At 73.8% G+C, this 20672-nt stretch carries 17 protein-coding genes; 6 read left to right on the top strand and 11 right to left on the bottom strand.

Annotation, left to right across the window (positions count from 1 at the left end):
- Nucleotides 1–5: 5 nt before the first annotated feature.
- The gene (locus ACFYUZ_RS14155) at nucleotides 6–920 is read left to right on the top strand and encodes a PDR/VanB family oxidoreductase (protein ID WP_389308743.1); all 915 of its coding nucleotides are present in this window, start codon (nucleotides 6–8) and stop codon (nucleotides 918–920) included.
- Between the two features lie 54 nt (nucleotides 921–974).
- Here ACFYUZ_RS14155 and ACFYUZ_RS14150 read toward each other — a convergent pair whose 3' ends face one another.
- The 10 genes from ACFYUZ_RS14150 to ACFYUZ_RS14105 all read right to left on the bottom strand — a co-directional run bounded on the left by ACFYUZ_RS14150 (nucleotide 975) and on the right by ACFYUZ_RS14105 (nucleotide 14450).
- Entirely contained in the window at nucleotides 975–2054 is a 1080-nt protein-coding gene (locus ACFYUZ_RS14150; RefSeq protein WP_389308741.1) for a Zn-dependent alcohol dehydrogenase, read from the bottom strand.
- Nucleotides 2055–2088: 34 nt separating this feature from the next.
- The gene (locus ACFYUZ_RS14145; protein ID WP_389308739.1) at nucleotides 2089–3480 is read right to left on the bottom strand and encodes an aldehyde dehydrogenase family protein; all 1392 of its coding nucleotides are present in this window, start codon (nucleotides 3478–3480) and stop codon (nucleotides 2089–2091) included.
- Nucleotides 3481–4030: 550 nt separating this feature from the next.
- Nucleotides 4031–4783: a class F sortase gene (locus ACFYUZ_RS14140; RefSeq protein WP_389308737.1), complete on the bottom strand. Its 753-nt coding sequence runs from the start codon at nucleotides 4781–4783 to the stop codon at nucleotides 4031–4033.
- Entirely contained in the window at nucleotides 4770–5459 is a 690-nt protein-coding gene (locus ACFYUZ_RS14135; protein ID WP_389308735.1) for a hypothetical protein, read from the bottom strand. The genes ACFYUZ_RS14140 and ACFYUZ_RS14135 overlap by 14 nt, the downstream gene beginning before the upstream one ends.
- 156 nt (nucleotides 5460–5615) lie before the next feature.
- Nucleotides 5616–7043, bottom strand: a complete 1428-nt coding sequence (locus ACFYUZ_RS14130; RefSeq protein WP_389308733.1) for a CitMHS family transporter — start codon at nucleotides 7041–7043, stop codon at nucleotides 5616–5618.
- 148 nt (nucleotides 7044–7191) lie between these two features.
- Nucleotides 7192–9390, bottom strand: coding sequence for a molybdopterin-dependent oxidoreductase (locus ACFYUZ_RS14125; protein ID WP_389308731.1), 2199 nt, complete (start codon nucleotides 9388–9390; stop codon nucleotides 7192–7194).
- A gap of 75 nt (nucleotides 9391–9465) precedes the next feature.
- Nucleotides 9466–10164, bottom strand: a complete 699-nt coding sequence (locus ACFYUZ_RS14120) for a TetR family transcriptional regulator (RefSeq protein ID WP_389308729.1) — start codon at nucleotides 10162–10164, stop codon at nucleotides 9466–9468.
- A 19-nt stretch (nucleotides 10165–10183) separates the two neighbouring features.
- Nucleotides 10184–11425: a hypothetical protein gene (locus ACFYUZ_RS14115; protein ID WP_389309321.1), complete on the bottom strand. Its 1242-nt coding sequence runs from the start codon at nucleotides 11423–11425 to the stop codon at nucleotides 10184–10186.
- 71 nt (nucleotides 11426–11496) lie between these two features.
- Complete coding sequence (locus ACFYUZ_RS14110) at nucleotides 11497–12390, bottom strand: hypothetical protein (protein WP_389308727.1); 894 nt, start codon at nucleotides 12388–12390, stop codon at nucleotides 11497–11499.
- Complete coding sequence (locus tag ACFYUZ_RS14105) at nucleotides 12387–14450, bottom strand: right-handed parallel beta-helix repeat-containing protein (protein WP_389308725.1); 2064 nt, start codon at nucleotides 14448–14450, stop codon at nucleotides 12387–12389. The genes ACFYUZ_RS14110 and ACFYUZ_RS14105 overlap by 4 nt, the downstream gene beginning before the upstream one ends.
- Nucleotides 14451–14620: 170 nt before the next feature.
- Here ACFYUZ_RS14105 and hmgA point away from each other — a divergent pair, with 170 nt between their 5' ends.
- The 3 genes from hmgA to ACFYUZ_RS14090 all read left to right on the top strand — a co-directional run bounded on the left by hmgA (nucleotide 14621) and on the right by ACFYUZ_RS14090 (nucleotide 18149).
- Complete coding sequence (gene hmgA / locus ACFYUZ_RS14100; protein WP_389308723.1) at nucleotides 14621–15934, top strand: homogentisate 1,2-dioxygenase; 1314 nt, start codon at nucleotides 14621–14623, stop codon at nucleotides 15932–15934.
- 40 nt (nucleotides 15935–15974) lie between these two features.
- Nucleotides 15975–16724, top strand: coding sequence for a GntR family transcriptional regulator (locus ACFYUZ_RS14095; protein WP_389308721.1), 750 nt, complete (start codon nucleotides 15975–15977; stop codon nucleotides 16722–16724).
- 183 nt (nucleotides 16725–16907) lie between these two features.
- On the top strand, nucleotides 16908–18149 hold the full coding sequence (locus ACFYUZ_RS14090) for a type ISP restriction/modification enzyme (protein ID WP_389308719.1): 1242 nt from the start codon (nucleotides 16908–16910) through the stop codon (nucleotides 18147–18149).
- Here the strand turns inward: ACFYUZ_RS14090 and ACFYUZ_RS14085 are convergent.
- On the bottom strand, nucleotides 18136–18864 hold the full coding sequence (locus ACFYUZ_RS14085; protein ID WP_389308717.1) for a TetR/AcrR family transcriptional regulator: 729 nt from the start codon (nucleotides 18862–18864) through the stop codon (nucleotides 18136–18138). The genes ACFYUZ_RS14090 and ACFYUZ_RS14085 overlap by 14 nt on opposite strands.
- Nucleotides 18865–18926: 62 nt before the next feature.
- Here ACFYUZ_RS14085 and ACFYUZ_RS14080 point away from each other — a divergent pair, with 62 nt between their 5' ends.
- Nucleotides 18927–19865: an ATP-binding cassette domain-containing protein gene (locus ACFYUZ_RS14080; RefSeq protein WP_389308715.1), complete on the top strand. Its 939-nt coding sequence runs from the start codon at nucleotides 18927–18929 to the stop codon at nucleotides 19863–19865.
- Nucleotides 19862–20638 (top strand): ABC transporter permease, encoded by a 777-nt coding sequence (locus tag ACFYUZ_RS14075; protein WP_389308713.1) that lies wholly within the window; start codon nucleotides 19862–19864, stop codon nucleotides 20636–20638. The genes ACFYUZ_RS14080 and ACFYUZ_RS14075 overlap by 4 nt, the downstream gene beginning before the upstream one ends.
- Nucleotides 20639–20672: the final 34 nt, after the last annotated feature.

Below are 20672 nucleotides of genomic sequence, written 5' to 3'. Positions count from 1 at the left end.
TGTCCATGATCCGGTTGACGGTCCGGTCGGTCGTCGAGGAGGCGGAAGGCGTACGGGGCCTGCTCCTGGCGGATCCCGCGGGCGCCGACCTGGCGCCCTGGGAGCCGGGCGCCCACCTGGAGGTGACGCTGCCGTCGGGCGCGGTCCGGCACTACTCGCTCTGCGGCGACCCGGCGGACCTGGGCACGTACCGGCTCGGCGTGCTGCGGGAGCCGGCCGGCCGGGGCGGCTCCGAGGAGATCCACACCGCCGTCGGCGAGGGCACGGTCCTCACGGTGCGCGGCCCGTTCAACCGCTTCCCGCTGGTGTCCGCCGAGCGGTACCTGTTCGTCGCGGGCGGCATCGGCATCACCCCACTGCTGCCGATGGTCCGCTCCCTGCCGCCGGGCTCGTGGTCCCTGCTGTACGGCGGCCGGAGCCTGGCGTCCATGGCGTACCGCGAGGAGCTCGCCGGACTCCCGGGGGTCACGCTCGTCCCGCAGGACACGGCGGGACTGCCCGACCTGGACGGTGTCCTCGCCGGGCTGCCGGCGGACACGGCCGTGTACTGCTGCGGCCCCGAGGGGCTGCTGCGGGCGGTGGAGGAGCGGTGGGCGGGACCGCTGCACATGGAGCGGTTCGGTGCGGCGCCGGTGGAGAGGTCCTCCGGCGAGGGCGGGTTCGAGGTCGAGCTGCGGCGGACCGGGCGGACCCTGCGCGTGGAGGCCGGGCGGACCCTGCTCGACACCGTGCGCGAGGTGGTGCCGGGTGTGGCGTACTCCTGCGAGGAGGGCTGGTGCGGCACCTGTGAGACGAAGGTGCTCGCCGGGACGCCCGAGCACCACGACACCGTCCTCGGCGAGGACGAGAAGGCCTCGGGGACGACGATGATGATCTGCGTGGGTCGCTCGCGCGGCGAGCGGCTGGTGCTCGACCTCTGAGGAGTCGGAGCCCGTACCGGCGCGTTCGCCGGTACGGGCTTCCGCACGTCGGGGTCAGAAGACGACCAGGGCGCGGCCGCCCTTGCCCGCGAGCATGTTCTCGAAGGCGCCCGGGATGCCCTCCAGCGTGATCCGCTCGGTGACGAGGGCGCCGAGGTCGAACCGGCCCGCCCGGATGTGCTCGGCGAGCACCGGCAGGTCCTCGGCCGGGTTCGAGTTGCCGTAGACGCAGCCCGCCAGGGTGCGGCCCCAGTGGAAGATCTCCAGGGCGTTGAAGGTGACCTGCTGGTCCTTGCCGCCGATGCCGACGACCGTGGTGCGGCCGCCGCGCCGGGTGGACTCCCAGGCGGTCCGGATGGTGACGGCCCGGCCGACGCACTCGACGGCCACGTCGACGCCCTGGCCACCGGTCAGCTTCCGGATGTCCTTGGCGGTGGTCTCGGAGGCCACGACGTACTCGGTGGCTCCGGCGGCCCGCGCGAGCGCCTCCTTCTCCGGGGAGACGTCCACGGCGACGATCGTCGACGCGCCCGCGATCCGGGCGGCCTGGAGCGTGGCGAGGCCCACCCCGCCGACGCCGAAGACGGCGACGGTCTCGTTCTTCCGGACCCGGGCCGAGTGGTGGACCGCGCCCCAGCCGGTGAGGACGGCGCAGCCGAGGAGGGCGGCGTCGGTGAGCGGCACCCCCTCCGGGGCGGGCAGGACGCAGTTCGCGGCGACGACCGTCTCCTCGGCGAAGGCGGCGACGTTGAGCCCGGGGTGGAGCTCGGTGCCGTCCTCGGTGCGGGCGTGGACGTTCGCGGTGCCGGTCAGCGCATGGGCGCAGAGCCAGACCTCGCCCAGCGAGCAGGGGTGGCAGCTGCCGCAGGACGGCGCCCAGTTGAGGACGACGCCGTCGCCGGGGGCGACGTGGGTGACGCCCTCGCCGACGGAGACGACGGTGCCCGCGCCCTCGTGGCCGAGGACGGCCGGGACGGGCACCCGCATGGTGCCGTTCGAGAGGGAGAGGTCGGAGTGGCAGACCCCTGCGGCGGCGAGCCGGACCCGGACCTGGCCGGGTCCGGGTTCGGGGAGTTCGATGCCGGTGATCTCCAGCGGAGAGCCGACGGCGGGCAGGACGGCGGCGCGGATCACGCGTCTCTCCTCGGGTTCCTGGGACTTCGGTCGTCTAGAACTGCAGGGACTTGGTCTGGAGGTACTCGGCGAGGCCGTGCGCGCCGAGCTCCCGGCCGACGCCGGACTGCTTGTATCCGCCGAAGGGGGCCAGCGGGTTGAAGCGGCCGCCGTTGATGTCGACCTGGCCGGTGTCCATGCGGCGGGCGAAGGCGACGGCCGCCTCGGTCTCGCCCCAGACGGCTCCGGCGAGCCCGTAGACGGTGCCGTTGGCGATGGCGAGGGCCTCTTCCTCGTCCTCGTACCGCAGGAGCGAGACGACGGGGCCGAAGATCTCCTCCTGCGCGATGGTCATCTCGGGGGTGACGTCGGCGAAGACGGTCGGGGAGACGTAGTAGCCGGTCTCGCGCGGGGCCTCGGGGCCGCCGGCGACGAGCCGGGCGCCCTCCTCGATCCCCTTCTCGATGTAGCCGCGGACCCGCTCCCGCTGCCTGGCGTTGACGAGGGGGCCGACGCGCTCGCCGGGGACGTACTTGGCGACGGCCTCGGCGGCGAGCGCCACCGCCTCCTCGTACCGGTCGGCGGGGATCAGCATCCGGGTCCAGGCGCTGCACGTCTGGCCGGAGTTGGACATGACGTTGGCGATGCCGACCGCGACGGCCTTGGGGAGGTCGGCGCTCGGCAGGATCACGTTCGCGGACTTGCCGCCGAGTTCGAGCGCGACCCGCTTGACGGCGCCGCCCGCGAGGGCACCGATGCGGCGGCCGACGGCGGTGGAGCCGGTGAAGGAGACGAGGTCCACGTCGGGGTGCTCGGCGAGCGCCTGTCCGGCGACCGGGCCGAGACCGGTGACCAGGTTGAAGACACCGGCGGGCAGACCGGCCTCGTGGACGGCCTCCGCGAAGAGCTGCGCGGTGAGCGGGGTGTCCTCGGCGGGCTTGAGGACGGTGGTGCAGCCGGCGGCGAGGGCCGGGGCGACCTTGGCGACGATCTGGTGGAGCGGGTAGTTCCAGGGGGTGATGGCGGCGACGACGCCGACCGGCTCGGCGTAGACGGTGGAGTTGCCGACCTTCTCCTCGAAGGGGTGGGTGGCGGCGAGTTCGGCGTACGAGCCGGCGACGGCGATCGGGAGTCCGGCGTGGACGGCGGCGGCGAGCTGCGGCGGGGCGCCGAGTTCGGCGGTGACGGTCGCGGCGATCTCCTCCGCGCGGGCGGCGAGCGCGTCGCGGAGGGCGGCGATCCGGGCCGCGCGCTCGGCGGGCGGGGTGGCGGCCCAGCCGGGGAGCGCGGCGCGGGCGGCTCGTACGGCGGCGTCGACGTCCTCGGCGGTGCCCGCCGGGACGTGGCCGATGACCTGTTCGTCGGCCGGGTTCAGCACGGGGATGGTGTCGGTGGAGGAGGCGGGGCGCCACTCCCCGCCGATGTACATCGCGTCGTGGGCCTTCATCCGCTGTCTCCTCGGGTCGTCCGTGCGTCGTCGGTGCGCGGTCCGTGCGTCGTCCGTGCGTCGTCGACCCAAACTAGCGCTGTTAGTTTTCCGACGCCAGGGTCCGCCGGAGTGCCCCGGGTCTCATCGGGCGGTGCGGCCCGGGGGGCCTGGCGACGCGCTCCGGGCCCGGGCGGTGACACGCTCGGGTCCCGCCCGGCGGCACGCCATGACACCGCTCGATCGTGCCTCCCCGTCCACGCACTGTCCACGGCGGTCCCGCACAGTGGTACGGCCCCGGAACCGGCCGAACCCTCCTTGACGGAGGGCGCCCGGCGCATCCGGGGGGCGAACGGCGGCCCGCGCCGTCGGGCTTCGGAGCCGGGACGGGTCCTATGTCCGGGCCGCGAGACGGAGACGTCCCCTGCCCCCCGGGCTTCGGACCGGAGACGGCCCCCGTCTCCGGGCACGACACACGCCCCGGTCGACGGAGCGGCTGGATTCCGTCGAGCGGGGCGTGGGTGCGTGTGCGGGCGCGGCCGGTCCGGGGACGCGGGGCCGGGCGCCGGGGTCAGATCTTCTGGGCGATCTCGGTGAGGTGGGCGAAGACGACGATGTTCGCCTCGTAGCCCTTGCCCCGGTCGAAGGCTCCGCCACAGGTGAGCAGCCGCAGTTCGGGCCGCCCGGTGTCTCCGTACACCTCCTTGTCGGGGAAGGCGTTCTTGGCGTACGTCCCGACGCGGTCGACCGTGAAGACGGCGACCTTGCCGTCGGCGCGGGCGACCCGGACGGTGTTGCCGGCGCTGAGCGAGTCGAGGTTGAGGAAGACGGCGGGCCCGGTGCGGGTGTCGCGGTGGCCGACGACGACGGCGGTTCCGCGCTCGCCGGGGGCGGGCCCCTTGGCGTACCAGCCGACGACACGGGGGTTGTCGACGGGTGGTGTGCCGAGTCGTCCGGTGGCGTCGAGACCGAGCTCGATCACGGGGGCCTCGATGGTGATGGCCGGGACGGCGACGGTGACGGGACGCGAGCGGGCCAGCGGCGCCGGCGGAGGCGCGGGCCGCGGCCGGGGCGTGGTCTTGGGCAGCGCCCGGGGCTTCGGCTTGTGGTCCAGGGTGGTGGGCGCCCCGGCCGCCGCCCCGGCCCGGCCGGGAGCGGCCGGACCGGGAGCGGCCGGACCTGCGGCGAGCGGTGGGTCGGCCGGTTCCCCGTCACCGGCCCACCAGGCACCCCCCGTCACCAGGACCACGGTCACCACCACGGTCCTGGCGAGCCGGAGCAGGCGCCGCTGTCTGCGGGTGAAGCGGGACCTACGCGGCGCCATTGTCGCGGCGGCGCGAGCGGCGGATCAGGACGAGTCCGGCCGTGCCGGCGAGGCCGGCGGCGACGGCCGCCCCGACGCCGAAGGCGGAGGAGTCCTCGGCGGCGAGCTGCGCGCTGCCGCCACCGCCCGCGCCGACCGGGCCGTGCGGGGGCCTGCCGTGGCCGTGACCGCCGCCGTTGCCGCCGTTGCCGTTGCCGCCGTTCCCGTTACCGCCGTTGCCGTTGCCGCCGTTCCCGTTGCCGCCGTTGCCGCCGTCCGGGCAGTTCACCCGGAAGACCTTCGACTTCGGGGCGCCGTTCATGTTCGCCCACGTCCACTCGACCTTGTACATGCCGCTCGGCACGCCGCTGATGTTCCCGGTGTGCCCGTAACCGGTGCCGTCGACGGTGATGCTGCCGTTTCCGAACGACGGGTCACCCGGCTGGCCCGGCTGCGCAACGATGTTCCACTGGATGCTCTGCAGCCCGTCGAAGTTGAAGGCGGAGAACTTGAAGGTGCATCCGACCTGGGGCTCGTTGGCCTGGCTGGTGTCAGGGGTGTTCTCCCGGTGGACCTTGACGTCGCCGTTGTCACCGGGCGCCGCGAAGGCCGCCGGGGCGCCCCCGAGGGCGACGGCGCCGAGCGCCAGGGTGGCGAGCGACGCTCGGAGCAGGGTGCGGGTGGGGGGTGTCGTCATGAGGGAGGTCCTCCAGTCGTGAATTCATCGGGCATTTGCTGCGATAATCCGACTATCTGTCACAAACTGGATACGGAGGGTGGCGACCCGGCGCGCCACCCTCCGACTTCCACCCGTCCGGCTCACTCCCGCCCACGGGAGGGGGCCCGACGGGGGTCAGACGATCCCGAAGACGACCCCCGCGGCCAGCACGACCAGCGAGGTCAGCGCGGCCCACTTCACCGTGAACCTGGTGTGGTCGCCGAACTCCACCTTCGCCATGCCGACCAGCACGTACACGGCGGGGACCAGCGGGCTCGACATGTGCAGGGCCTGGCCGACCAGCGAGGCGCGGGCGATCTCCAGGGGCGACACGCCGTGGGCCGCACCCGCCTCCGCGAGGACCGGGAGCACACCGAAGTAGAAGCCGTCGTTCGACATGAAGTACGTGAGCGGGAGGCTCAGCACGCCGGTGACCAGGGCCATGTGCGGGCCCATGCCCGCGGGGATGGCGCCGACGAGCCAGTCGGCCATGTGCTTGACCATGCCCGTTCCGGTGAGGACGCCGGTGAAGACGGCGGCGGCGAAGACCATGCCCGCGACGTTGAGGACGTTGTCCGCGTGGGCGGCGATCCGCTCCTTCTGCTCGGCCATCCTCGGGAAGTTGACGGTGAGCGCGAGGGCGGCGCCGAGGAGGAACAGCACCGGGATCGGCAGCAGTTCGAGGATCATCGCGGCGAGCAGCGCCACCGTCAGGGCGGCGTTGAACCAGTACAGCCTGGGGCGGAGCGTCGTCCGGTTCGGGTCGAGTCCCTGGAAGCCGTCGCCGTCGCCGTCGCGCGTACCGGTCGCCGCGCCGGCGGCGTCGCCGGAGGAACCGGTCGCCTTCCTGCCGCCGCCATGGCCCTTGCCGCCACCCTCGTCCTTGCCGCCGCCCGCCGTGACCAGCACCGCGTCGGTCTCCGGGACCAGGACCTCGTCGAGGGTCAGGTAGCCGATGCGCTTGCGCTCGCGGCGGCCGAGCACGTACGCCAGGACGAAGACGAAGAGCAGGCCCACGCCCAGCGCGGGGATCATCGGCACGAAGATGTCGGCGGCGTCCAGCTTGAGCGCGGTCGCGGCGCGCGCGGTGGGCCCGCCCCACGGCAGGGTGTTCATGACGCCGTTGGCGGTGGCCGCGACACCCGTCATGACCACCAGGCTCATCTTGAGCCGCTTGTAGAGCGGATACATCGCCGAGACGGTGATCATGAAGGTGGTGGAACCGTCGCCGTCCAGCGAGACGATCGCGGCGAGCACCGCCGTGCCCACGACGACCCGCACGGGGTCCGCCTTGCAGAAGCGCAGGATGCCCCGGACGATCGGGTCGAAGAGACCGACGTCGATCATGACGCCGAAGTAGACGATCGCGAACATCAGCATCGCGGCGGTCGGCGCCAGCTTGCCGACCCCTTCGATGACGTAGTCGCCGAGCTGGGCCCCCTGCCCGACCGCGACGCAGAACAGCGCGGGAATCAGTACGAGCGCCGCGATCGGCGACATCTTTCTGAGCATGATCAGGACCAGGAAGGTCGCGATCATGGCGAAGCCGAGGACGGTCAGCATGGAGGACACCTCACGTTCACCCTTGAACTGCCGCCGAGCGGCGGTCCGGATGACCGTAGGTGCCCCCCTCCGTCGTTAACAAGACGTTGACGCGTGAGCAATACGAGCAAAACCCCAGGTCACAGCGGGGGTGCTGATCCGGGGCGGCCTACAGGGGCGACACCTCCACGGGGAAGCCGTTCAGGACGGCGGTCCCGGACAGGGGGTCGATCCGGGACCCGTCGAGCAGCTGGTTGACGTTGACGCCGGGGCGCGTGGAGGCGACGGCGAGCCGGGTGTCCGGCCGGTCGTGGCCCCAGCCGTGCGGGAGGCTGACGACGCCCGGCCGCACGCCCTCGGTGACCTCCACCGGCACCTCGACCTCACCGCCCTCCCCCTTCACCCGGGCGACCCCGCCGTCGGTCAGCCGCAGCCGCTCCGCGTCCCGGGGGTGCACCTGGAGGGTGCAGCGGTTCGAACCTCCGCCCAGAGCGGGGGTGTTGTGCAGCCAGCTGTTGTTCGAGCGCAGGTGCCTGCGCCCGACGAGCTGGAGGGTCCCCGGCTCCGGTACGGCGTCGAGGGCGGCCCGCAGCCGGGGCAGGTCGGCGGCGAGGGGCTCCGGGAACAGTTCGATCCGTCCGCTGCGGGTCTTGAGGAGCGCGGGCAGGCGCGGCTTCAGCGGACCGAGGTCGATGCCGTGCGGGTGCGCCTTCAGCTCGTCGAGGGTGAGGTCGTACGGCCCGAGCCGCAGCATCAGGTCGAGCCGCCGCTCGGCCCCGGTGGCGCCGGAGAGCCGGGCGGCGAACTCCTTGGGGTCCGCGCCGTGCGCCGGGGAGTGCTCCTGCGTCACGGCCTTGGCGAGGGTCGTGTCGATGGCGAGGTCGTCGACGGCGGACGGCGGGGCGCCGTGCATCCCGGACACGGCGAGGATCAGCCGGGCGTGGATCTCGCACTCGTCCATGCGGTCCGCTTCGAGGGGGACGGCCGCCGGCGTGTAGCGGGCCTGGTCGCGGACGGCGAAGGAGTTGAAGGCGAAGTCGAAGTGGGCGCTCCGGGAGGGCGGCGGCGGGGGCAGCAGGACGTCGGCGTGGCGGGTGGTCTCGTTGAGGTACGGGTCGACGGCGACCATCAGGTCGAGGGAGCCGAGGGCCGCGTCGAGACGGTCCCCGTCCGGGGCGGAGAGGACGGGGTTGGCGGCGACGGTGATCACCGCGCGGATGCGCCCCTCCCCCGGCGTCTCGATCTCCTCGGCGAGGGCGACGAGCGGCAACTCGCCCTTGACCTCGGGGTGGTGCGAGACCCTGCTGTGCCAGCGGCCGAGGGTGAAGCCCCTGCCGGGTCCCGCGGGGCGGGGCGCGGGCGCGGTGGCGGAGAGCGGGAAGAGGGCGCCGCCGGGCCGGTCGAGGTTGCCGGTGAGGACGTTGAGGACGTCGACGAGCCAGTTGGCGAGGCTGCCGTACGCCACGGTGGAGCTGCCCATCCGCCCGTAGACGGCGGCGGTGGGCGCGGCGGCGAGCTCCCGGGCGAGGGCGCGGATGGTGTCCGCGTCCACGTCGCAGGCGGCGGCGACCGCCTCGGGGCTGAACTCCCGCACCGCGGTCCGTACCTCCTCGACGCCCTCCACATGGGCGGCGAGCGGGCCGAGGTCGGTGAGGTCCTCGTCGAAGAGGGTGTGGACGAGGGCGGCGAGGAGCAGCGCGTCGGCGCCGGGGCGGATCGCGACGTGCCGGTCGGCGAGGCGGGCGGTGCGGGTGCGCCGGGGGTCGACGACGGTGAGGGTGCCGCCGCGCCGGCGCAGCGCCTTGAGCCTGCCGGGGAAGTCGGGGGCGGTGCACAGGCTGCCGTTGGAGTCCAGCGGGTTGGCTCCGAGGATCAGCAGGTGGTCGGTGCGGTCCAGGTCCGGCACGGGGACGGCGAACGGGTCTCCGAAGAGCAGGCCGCTGGAGACGTGCTTGGGCATCTGGTCGAGCGTGGAGGCGGTGAAGAGGTTCCGGGTGCGCAACGCCCCGATCAGCAGCGGTGGGTAGAGGGCGCCGGCGATCGTGTGCGCATTGGGGTTGCCCAGGACGATACCCACGGAGTCCGGCCCGTACTCCTCGATGATCGGACGGATTCGGGCGGCGACGGTGTCGAACGCCTCGGCCCAGGTGGCCTCCTGGAGTCTGCCGTCCTTGCGGACCATGGGGGCGCGGAGCCGGTCGGGGTCGGCGTCGATCTCGGGGAAGGAGGCGCCCTTGGGGCAGATGAACCCCTGGCTGAAGACGTCGTCGCGGTCGCCGCGCGCCCCGGTGACGCGGCTCCCGTCGAGCGTCAGGGTGAGTCCGCAGGTCGCTTCGCAGAGGGGGCAGATGCGCAGGGCGGTGGGCATGGCGTCTCCCTGGGTGCGTCGGGTGACGCCGAGCCTACCGACCGGTAGGCACGGGCGGGAGGGGTCTGCGGAAGGTCAGGAGAGCGAGGGCGCCAGATACGCGTGGAGCAGGCACCGCGTCTCGGCGACGAGCGCCGGGTCCCCGGCGGGATCCGCGCGGAAGGCCAGGCGCACCAGGGCGTCGGCGGTCTCGACGCCGACGAGCACCTTCCGGTGCAGCTCCTCGTCGGCGACGCGGCCCAGATGGGTGGCGAGGAGGGCGCAGATCCGTTCGGCGACGAGCCGGTTGGGGTCCTCGACGGCGGCCTCGGCCGGGCTGTCCGCCGGACCGCCTGCCGGACCGGCCGTCGGGCCGTCCGCCGCGGCTTCTCCGGGAGCGGCGGCGGGCACGCCGAAGTCGACGAGCGCGAACCCCGGGACGGTCCGCTTCATCTCGATGAACTCGTCGAGGACTCCGTCGATGGCGCCGTGCGCGTCGAGGATCGGCGCCTCGGCGAGCCGCCGGGAGACCCGCTCGGCGTACCGGTCGAGGTTCCGGTGGGCGAGGGCGGCGACCATCGCCCGCTTGTTGCCGAAGAAGCGGTAGACGGAGCCGATGGGGACGCCGGCACGGGCGGCGACGGCACGGGTGCTCAACTGCTCGTACCCGGTCTCGTCGAGGAGCACGGCGCAGGCGTCGAGGATCCGGGCCAGCCGCTCGGCGCTGCGCTGCTGCACGGGGGCGCGGCGGAGCGCCGGCTGGGTCAGGGGGCGGGTCTGGGGCACGGGGTCCATGATGGCGCTCCGGTCCGGATCAGGCGATCAGCAGGCCGATGCCGCCGAGGGTGTAGGCGATCATCAGCGCGAACAGGGGGAGTTGGCCGGCCACGGCGCGGGCGGGCGGGAGGAGGCGCACGGACCGGTCGTGCGCGGCGACGACGCCGAGGACGTGGCCGGTGACGATCGCGAGGACCTGGAGGGCGGCGAGGCCGCCGGGGCCCAGTGGTGGAGCGGGCGAGGGGGCGTTGTCAGTGCCCCCTGCCAAGATGACGGTACGTGTCCCTTCGGTCACGAGAAGTGAGAAGTAGTGGGCCACGAGATAGCCGAGGGCGATGGGCAGGAGCGAATGGGCGAAGGAGGTGAGGGGTGTGGTGAGCCCGGGGTTCATCAGGCGCAGGGCGCCGGCGCAGAGGCCGTAGCAGGTGGCGGCGAGGGCGACGGCGGCGAGGAGACCGAGCGTGGCGGTGGGGACGGGGCCGAGGGGGGAGGTCTGGAGGGTGGTGATCCAGCGGGGGTTGTCGGAGAGGCCGTCGTAGGCGGTGGAGCCGAGGAGGACGCAGACGGTGGCGACGAGTCCGGGGGTCTGCGGGGTGGCGTCGAGGCCGTGGAAGGGGGAGCGCAGGACCAGGCGGCCGTCGGCGCGGCGGCCGAGGGGTGAGAGCAGGGCGAGAAGGGAGGAGTAGACCTCGAAGGGGTCGGCGTGGGCGAACCACCGGTCGCCGTGGCGGGCGGCGCCCAGGAGTTGGACGGCGGTGTGGGCGGCGAGGGCGATCAGGAGGGTGGTGGTGGAGGTGTTGTCGGGGGCGACCAGCTCCAGCCAGGTGAAGAGGAGGAGTCCGGCGGCGGCGGGCCGGATGCCGAGCGTGGCGGGCAGGGGGCGCGGCTTCCGTGGCGGGTGGAGGGCGTGGAGGGCGCGCAGGGGGTTGAGGAGGCGCCAGACGGGGCCGAGGAGGAGGGAGGCGGGGACGAGTCCGACCCAGAGGAGGACGTAGAGGGCGCCGGGCGCGGGGTTGCGGTCCGGGTCGTCGGGGCCGAGGAGGAGGTGGAGGAGGAAGACGAGTGCGGTGGCGGCGCCGAGGAGGCGGAGGGCGCCGCGGGTGGCGGGGGCGTCGGCGGTCCGCTGGAGGACGGCGGGGAGCGGGCGGCCGGAGAGGTCGCCGCGGAAGCGGGAGGAGGACCAGAGCAGCCCGAGGGCGAGGAAGGAGAAGAGGAGGGCGGTGAAGGCGCCGGCGTAGGCGTAGAAGGGAGAGAGGGGGAGGTCGTGCCGGGAGCCCATGCCGTGGGCGAGCGGGAGCCCGAGGGGGCCGGCGTGGGCGGGAGCCGGGAGGTGGGCGGCGGTGAAGGCCGTCACCGGACGACGAGTTGGGTCAGCACGAGTCCGGACTCGTGGGTCTCGACCTCGAAGAGGCCGGTGCGGTCGACGGTGAGGGTGAGGGTCGCGGTCGTGCCGGGAGAGAGGGGCAGTTCACGGTCGTAGCCGTGCACGTGGAGGGTGTCGGCACGGTCGCCGGTGACCCGGAGGGTGAGGAGTTCGCCCTTCTTCAACTCGATGCGGGAGGGAGGCGGTTGGACGGTCGTCCCCGTGATGGTGAGGGTGACGGTCCGGCCGGGCCCGGTGGGCCGGGGGCTCGGCGGCGCGGAGGAAGCGGGGGCGGGGGAAGCGGCAGAGGTGGGAGCGGAGGTGGTGGAAGCGGAGGTGGAAGGAGTGATGCCGAGGCGGACCGTGGCCTGGACGGGGGCGCCGGCGACGGCCCAGACGGTGTGGTCGTCCGCGTGGAGCCGGACGGTCAGGGTGTGGGCGCCGGGCGGCACATAGCCCCAGGGGCCGTACAGGCGGGCGGTCTCCCGGCCGTCGACGAGGAGGCGGACGTGGCCGCGGCCCGGGAGGGCCGCGCCGCCGGTGCTCTCCGGGGTGAAGCGGAACCTCTCCACCGTGAGGTGGACGTTCCAGCCGCCCTCGGAGTCGGGGCGGGCCTCGGCCCTGACGGCGGGCGCGTCCGTCGCGGGGAGTTCGCGGAGCCGGTGTCCGCTCTCGTCCCGGGCCGGGAGCAGGGTGCCGCTGTCGCCGGTGGCCTCCTGGTGGCTGGTGCCGGGTCTGTGGTGGGTGGTGGGCCGGCCGCCGCAGCCCGCGAGGAGCAGGACGGCGGTGATCAGGGCGGCGACGGTCGGAGCGACGGCGGCCAGGGGCGCGGTGGCCAGGGGCGCGGTGGACCGGCATGGGGCAGGGCGGTGAGGGGTCATGTCGTCACCGCTTCCGGGTGGTCGGCGGCGGGGGCGGCCGGTGGTTCGGCGGTGCGGTCGGTGCGGGTGCCGGCCGCGACCACCGCCCACAGCACCCAGACGACGCCGAGCAGGAGGCGGAGCCAGGCGGGGCCGACGGGGAGGCCGGGGACCATGAGGACCGCCTTGTCGAAGGCGTCGAGCAGGGTGAGGGCGCCGAGGGCCACCGTGGTCCAGGCGAGGACGGGGCGGGCGGGGCGCAGGGCGAGGCCGGTGAGGGCCCACCACACGCCCGTGAGGAGCAGCGCGACGGAGGGGAGGACGGTCGGGGTGAGGGCGAGGGTCGAGCCGGCGACGTCGAGGGCGAGGCCGGCGAGGCCGACGAGGGCGGCCGCGCCGGCGAGCCGGTTGCCGCGCAGCCGGCGCCACCAGAGGGCGCCTCCGGCGAGGGCGAGGACGAGGGCGCTGCCGAGGGCGAGTTGGGTCTCGACGCGCTGGAGGCCGCGGGCGCCGTACCAGTCGCAGCCTGCGGGGAGGCGGCGCGCCTGGACGTCGTAGTCGGCGCAGACGAGGAGCTGGGCGAGTTTGACGGGTTCTCCGACGAGCCGGTCGGTGGCGCCGGAGACCTCGCCGCGGCGGGCGCCGCAGACGGGCGGGGCGCCGGGGGTGGCGGCGCCGGCGTCGGACTGCCAGCAGTTGCCGCCGCCCTGGCCGTCCCACCAGACGTCGGTGCGGTTGGGGCGGGCGCGGCCGGCCTTGTCGACGCCGAGGTGGTTGCCGGCGTAGCGGTTGTGGTGGGAGGTGTCGGTCTGCTTGCCCCAGGCGGACTCGCCGCGGATGAAGGCGGGGACGGCGCTCAGGAAGAAGGCGGCGCGCTGGTGGCCGTAGACCCAGTTGCCCTCGTAGAGGTTCCAGTTGCCTCCGGCGGTGATGATGCCGGTGCCGGGCGGCATGGAGATCTGGGGGCAGACGACGCCCTGTTCGTAGCCGCGGTCGACGGGCGGTCTGGCGCAGGTGCCGTCGGCGACGTGGGGGTAGTAGTTCTGGTTGTTGTCGTGGATCAGGTTGCGCTCGAAGCGGGCGTGGTTCTGGGGCAGTCCGGGGTGGCCGGGGAAGGCGGAGTCCATGGAGGCGCCGCCCATGTTGTGGTCGAGCTCGTTGTCGTGGACCCAGACGGAGTCGCCGGCGGTGCCGGAGTAGCCGACCATGTTGTGGTGGCTGCGGCAGCCGGTGATCTCGATGGAGTAGCGGGGGACGTCGTAGCCGTGGCCGTCGTTGATGTTCGAGGCCGAGCCGGGGTAGATGCCGGAGTCGCCGTTCCCGTAGGACTCGCAGTTCTTGTAGAGGCCGTGGTCGGAGGCGAAGGTCAGGAAGCCGTACTCGTCGTTCCAGCGGGTGAGGACGTCGTCGATGACGAAGCCGTCGGCGGCGAGGACGTACAGCGAGTTGAAGGTGGTGCGCTGGGCGGTGAAGTTGCGGAAGTAGACGCCGTCGGAGCCGTCGGCGCGGATGGCGTTGAGCTTCCGGTACTTGGCGTCGATGACGACGTCGAGGCGGGAGGCGCCGGTGCCTTCGATCTGGAGGTTCTTCTTGCCGAGGATCGCCACCAGGTTCTGGTTGTGGGGGCACCGCAGCTGCTGGGCGTAGCTGAGGATCTGGTAGCCGAGCGCGGACTTCCTGGCCTTGAGCGTGGCGCAGGCGCCGGTGGGCGGCGGCAGGGAGGGCTCCTCCTCGTAGAGGCCGGGGAGGATCGCGATGGTGAGGCCGGGCCGGTCGACGGCGTCGACGGCCTGCTGGAGGTGGCGGTGGCCGGTGCGGAGGCAGCGTTCGAAGAGGGCGAGGTTGCGGGCCTTGAGGGCGGCCGGGAAGCCGGAGACGCGGCGCTCGAAGTCGGTGCGGTCGGCCTTGCAGACGAGGAGGTCGGGTTCGCCCGTACGGAGTTCCGGCACGCTGCCGGTTCCGTCGGGGAGGGTGACGGGCCGTTCCTCGTGGGCCTGGGCGAGAGGAGCGGTGAACAGGGCCGCGGCGAGGGCCACGAGCACGACCGAGAGCACGGAGACGAACCTTCGGGTCCACGACATGCGCGTGAGAGTAGAGCAATGTTCATCTTTTCGGACCCCATGTGCACGCACCAATCCCTCTGCGCGCGCACCGAACCGCCACGGGTCTCCGGTGCGCCATTGACGCGAGGCGCGCGGAATCCTACGGTCATGCATAGGATTCCCTTGCGGGCTCAGGACAGGAGCGGTCGATGACCACGGAGCAGGCCAGGAAGACGGCCGAGGCGCTCACCTACAGCACCGGTTTCGGCAACGAGCACAGCTCGGAGGCGGTCCCCGGCGCACTGCCGGACGGCCGTAACTCGCCGCAGCGCGCACCCCTCGGCCTCTACGCCGAGCAGCTCAGCGGTAGCGCCTTCACCGAGCCGCGGTCCCACAACCGCCGCTCCTGGCTCTACCGGATCCGCCCCTCGGCCGCGCACCCGCCGTTCACCCGGATCGACAACGGCACCCTCGCCGGCGCCCCCTTCGCCGAGACCGTGCCCGACCCGAACCGGCTGCGCTGGAACCCGCTGCCCGAGCCGGCGCCCGGCACCGACTGGCTGGCGGGCCTGTGGACCCTCGGCGGCAACGGCGACGCGACCCAGCGCACCGGCATGGCCGTGCACCTCTACCACGCCAACGCCTCCATGGAGCGGGTCTTCGGCGACGCCGACGGCGAGCTGCTGATCGTCCCGGAGCGCGGCGGCCTCCTCCTCCGCACCGAGCTGGGCCTGCTCGCCGCGCACCCGGGCGAGGTGGCGCTGATCCCGCGCGGCGTGCGCTTCCGCGTCGAGCTGCTCGACGAGACGGCCCGCGGTTACGTCTGCGAGAACCACGGCGCCCCGTTCCAGCTCCCGGACCTCGGCCCGATCGGCGCGAACGGCCTCGCCAACGCCCGTGACTTCCGCGCCCCGGTCGCCGCCTACGAGGACGTCGAGGGCCCGGTCGAGGTGGTCAACAAGTACTGCGGCAACCTCTGGTCGGCCACGTACGGCCACTCGCCGCTGGACGTCGTCGCCTGGCACGGCAACCACACCCCGTACGTCTACGACCTGCGCCGCTTCAACGTCATCGGGACGATCTCCTACGACCACCCCGACCCGTCGATCTTCACGGTCCTCACCTCCCCCTCCGACACCCCGGGGCTGGCGGGCGTCGACTTCGTGGTCTTCGCCCCGCGCTGGCTGGTCGGCGAGGACACCTTCCGTCCGCCGTACTTCCACCGGAACGTGATGAGCGAGTACATGGGCCTCATCGAGGGCGCGTACGACGCGAAGGCGGAGGGCTTCGTGCCCGGCGGCGGCTCGCTGCACAACATGATGTCCGCGCACGGCCCCGACCGGGAGACCTTCGACAAGGCCAGCGCCGCCGAGCTGAAGCCGCAGAAGATCGACGACGGCCTCGCCTTCATGTTCGAGACCCGCTGGCCGGTGACCACCACCCCGCAGGCCGCGGTCGCCGACCACCTGCAGAAGGGATACGACGACGTATGGCAGGGTCTTGAGCGCCACTTCCGGCCGTAATGTCTCGGCCGTAAGCCCGTAGCCTTCGTACGGAGAACCCGTGACCGCCTTCGCTCCCGACTCGCTGGTCCTGAACCGCAAGCTGCCGCTCTGGTATCAGGTCTCGCAGTCGCTGCGCGCCTCCATACTGGGCCGCACGTCCGACGCCTCGCTGCGGCTGCCCACCGAGGAGCAGCTCGCGACCCACTACGGCGTGAGCGTGCTGACCATGCGCCAGGCCCTCAAGGAACTGGAGGAGGAGGGCCTGATCAGCCGGCACCGGCGGCGCGGCACCTTCATCGAGCCGGGGGCGCGGCGGTCCACGCCGCGCCGGCTGCTCGGCTCGATCGACGCGATCGTGGCCCAGCAGTCGGGCGAGCGGACGACGGTCCTCGGGCACGGCACCCAGCCGGTGCCCGGGGAGCTCGCGGAGTACTTCCCGGACGTGCCGGAGGTCGTGGCGTACCGACGGCTGCGCAGCGACGGGGAGAGCGGTGAGCCGACGAACTGGGCGGAGAACGCGGTGCTGCCCGAGCTGGCCGTCGCGATCGACCCGGCCGATCTGGAGCGCTGGCCGATGACGAAGGTGCTGCGGGACGTGGTCGGGGTGCGGATCAGCCGCATCACGGACACGGTCGAGGCCCGTCTCGCGGACCCGGAGACGGCGGCCCTGCTCCAGGTCCCGCTGCTCTCCCCGATCCTCCACTACACGGGCGTGACCTACGACGAGGACGGCCGGGTCGTCGACGTGGCCCGCATCCGCTACCGCGGCGACCGCTTCTCCTTCACGGTCACGGTCGAGGCGCACTGACCGCCGGAGCACACCGACGACCGAAACACCCCACGGCCGAAGCGCGCCCACGGCCGGAGCACACTGCCGGTCGGAACGGGCTGACGGCCGGAACGCCCTGCCGGTCGGACCGCTCCGGCCGTCGAAACGCGCGGACGGCGGAGGCGCACGGACGGTGGAAGCCCACGGAGGGCGGTCGTTAGCATGCGGGGCGTGACGGAAGCCCCCCGAGCCGAAGCCCACCGGATCGAAGCCCCCCGCGCGGATGACGCCCCGCCCCTCCTCGACGAGCTGATGCCGTGGTCCGTGGCCCCGCTGCGGTTCGGGCGGTCATGGATCGTCGCCCCCGACGCCCGGACCCTGCGGAGCCGGTGGGACCGGCTCGTGGCCGCCGAGGGCGCCGAGCGGGAGGCGCTGTTCCGGCCGAGCCGCTCGAGGACCCCGGCGAGCGCGGTGGGCGCGCTGCCCGGGCAGCGGACCGGCACCACGCGCTTCGCCCGCGAGACGGGGCCGTGCCCGGAGCCGGTGCGGGTGGCGCACGGGCCGTTCGACGAGCAGTGGCTGCTGCCGGACCACCGGCTGATCGACACCGCCCGCCCGGAGCTGTGGCGGGTCGCCGGGGAGCCGCAGCTCTTCGCCGTCGAGCAGGGGTACGTGCCGGGGGCGGCCGGTCCCGCGCTCCTGGTGACGGCTGCGCTGCCGGAGGGCCGCTCCCCGGCGGGCCGTCCGGGCCGCATCCGGCCGCTGTTCCGGCGCCCGGGCGGCCGGGAGCCCAATCTGGCGCCCGGGCTCCTGGACTTCCTCGGCGAGCGGTACGGGCGCGAGGTCGACGCCCACGACTGGCTGGCGTGGACGGTGGCGGCGGCCCTCCCCTCCCCCGCCGGGTGCCGCGTCCCGCTGCCCGGGGACCCGGAGGTGTGGTCGGCGGGCGTGGCGCTCGGCCGGGAGCTCGCCGACGTGCAGCTGCGCGGCGCCCTGAGCGGGACGAGGCCCCGGCTGCCGGGCGGGCGGCGGCCCTATGTGCGGGCGGCGGTCCCGGCGCGGCCGGCCACGATGGCGTACGACCCCGGGGCCGAGGTGCTCGACGTCGGCGGGGGCCTGATCTCGCCCGTACCGGCGGAGGCCTGGGAGTACCGGGTCGGCGGGGTGCGGGTCCTGGAGCAGTGGTTCGCGCACCGGACGGCCCCGGCGGAGCCGGGCTCCCTGGAGGCGATCGGGCCGGCCGTCTGGCCGCAGGAGTGGACCTCGGAGCTGCTCGACCTGGTCACGGTGCTCGCGCTGCTCGGGGAGCGGGAGCCGGAGCGCGCGGCGCTCGCGGCCGGGGGCGTCGGCCGGGCGGAGCTCGCCGCGGCCGGGGTCCTTCCCGCACCCGCCCGGTCCCGCCGCCCCGCCTCCGTCCTCGACCATCAGGAGGAGGGCCCGGAGGGGCAGTTCATGCTCCTGTGAGCGGGGCGTCGAAGGAGTCGAGCAGACGGGCGATGGTCAGCGAGAAGATCTCGTCCGCGTCGACGGGGGCGGCGGGGGCCTCGGCGAGCAGGGCGGCGAGGTGCGGGTACCGGCCGCTCGCCACCTGCCCCATGAGGTAGGCGCCGCGCACCGCCTGCTCCTCCTCCTCGGACCAGGGCAGTCCGCGGGCCCGTTCGGCGATGGCCTGCTCGTTGGCGACGGTGGCCATGACCGTGCCGTTGACCATGGCGATCAGCTGCATCTTGAGCCCGGCGGGCTGGTCCAGGGGGGCGAGGCAGCCGAGGCACCACTCCAGGAAGCGCAGGGCGTTGGGGCTGAAGCCGTAGGCGGTGGTCATCACCCGGGCCAGCCAGGGGTGGCGGTACATGATCGCGCGGCTCTGGTGGGCGATCGCGGTCATGTCGGCGCGCCAGTCGCCGCTGGGCTCCTCGGGGAGCTCGTACTCGCCGCTGACCGCGTCGACCATCAGTTCGTACAGGTCCTCCTTGCGGGGGACGTAGTTGTAGAGCGACATGGTGCCGCAGCCGAGTTCGGCGGCGACGCGGCGCATGGAGACCGCGTCGATGCCGTCGGCGTCGGCGATGCGGACGGCCGCGTCCACGATGTCCCGCCGACTGTAGGCCGGTTTCGGGCCGCGGCCCGCACGCTCGGGCCGCGCCCAGATCACTTCCGGTTCGGCCGCTCGGCCCGCCATGGATCATCACCTCGCTCCCATCGTAGTTACGTACGCCGTACGTAGTGGGGTATGGTCGCGCCATGACGACTACGTACGCTGTACTTAGTGAAGGCCTGCGGAAGCGTTACGGCGACGTCCACGCCCTCCGCGGCCTCGACCTCGCCGTCCCCGAGGGCACGGTCTGCGGCGTCCTCGGGCCCAACGGCGCCGGCAAGACCACCGCCGTCCGCGTCCTCACCACCCTGGTCGCGCCCGACGGGGGCAGCGCGCTGGTCGCGGGCCACGACGTGGTGCGCGACCCGGCGGGGGTGCGGAAGCGGATCGCGGTCACCGGGCAGTACGCCTCCGTCGACGGCGACCTCACCGGCGCCGAGAACCTGCGGCTCTTCGCCCGACTCCTGCGCGCCCCGCGCTCCCGCGCCGACGAGCTCCTGGAACGCTTCGGCCTGACCGCGGCCGCCGGACGGCCCGCCCGCACCTACTCCGGCGGCATGCGGCGCCGCCTCGACCTGGCGGCGAGCCTCATCGTGCCGCCGCGGGTGCTCTTCCTCGACGAGCCCACGACCGGCCTCGACCCGCACAGCCGCAACGGGATCTGGGACGCCGTACGGGAGTCGGCCGACCGGGGCACGACCGTGCTGCTGACCACCCAGTACCTGGAGGAGGCCGACCGGCTCGCCGACGACATCGTGCTGATCGACGAGGGACGGGCCGCGCAGAGCGGCACCCCGGCCGAACTGAAGGCGCTCGTCGGCAGCTACGCCGAGGTCGTCGTCGCCGGTCCGTCGTCCCTCGAAGCGGCCGCGGGCGTCCTCGACCGGCTGACCGGTTCGGCGCCGGTCCTGGACGCCGAGCGGCGCACGGTGGGCGCGGTGACCACGGACACCGCCCTCACCCTCCCCCGGATCGTCCGCGAGATCGACGCGGCCGGGGTCCACCTCGTCGACGCCTCCCTGCGACCGCCCACCCTCGACGAGGTGTTCCTGCGCCTCACCGGCCGGAAGGAGCCCGTCGCGTGAGCGCCCTCGTGCACGACGGGACCGCCGTCCTCGGCCGTCACCTCCGGCGGATCAGGCACGCGCCCGCGATCACGGTCCTGACGCAGACGATGCCGATCGTCTTCCTGCTCTTCTTCGGCTACGTCTTCGGCAGCGCGCTCGCCGCGCCCGGCGCCGAGTACCGGGCCTTCCTGGTGCCCGGCATGCTGGTGGCGACGGCGGCGGGCGGCCTGATGACCGGCATGCTCCAGGCCGCGCAGGACTCCCACCGGGGCGTCATGGACCGCTTCCGGACCCTGCCCGTGAGCCGGGCCGCCGTCCCCCTCGGGCAGGCCCTCGCCGACCTGCTCGCGAGCGCCGTCGGCACGGTCCCGCTGCTCCTGGTCGGCCTCGCCATGGGCTGGCGGATCGAGGGCACGCTCCCCGAGGCCCTGGGCGCCTTCGGCCTGCTGCTCCTCTTCCGCTTCGCGACGACCTGGATCGGCATCTTCCTCGGCCTGGCCTCGAAGAGCGAGGAGGCGGCCGGTCAGCTGGGCAGCGCCGCCTTCGTGCTGCCGCTGCTCTCCAACGCGTACATCCCCACCGACGGCATGCCCGGCCGGCTGCGGACGGTCGCCGAGTGGAACCCCCTCTCGGCGGTCACCACGGCGGTCCGGCAGCTCTTCGGGAACGCGCCGGTCCCGGCGGACGCCGCCTGGCCGGTGGCCCACCCGGTCGCGGGCGCGCTGCTCTGGTCCCTCGGCCTCCTCGTCGTCTTCGCCCCGCTCGCGGTGCGGCGCCACGCCCGGAGCTGACGGGACGGCGTGACACAGGCCCTGATGACAGGAG

The organism is Streptomyces sp. NPDC004266 (assembly GCF_042874095.1).
Lineage (GTDB): Bacteria > Actinomycetota > Actinomycetes > Streptomycetales > Streptomycetaceae > Streptomyces.
The sequence above is the reverse complement of the archived record's forward strand: the minus strand, read 5'-3'. Positions and strand labels throughout refer to the sequence as shown.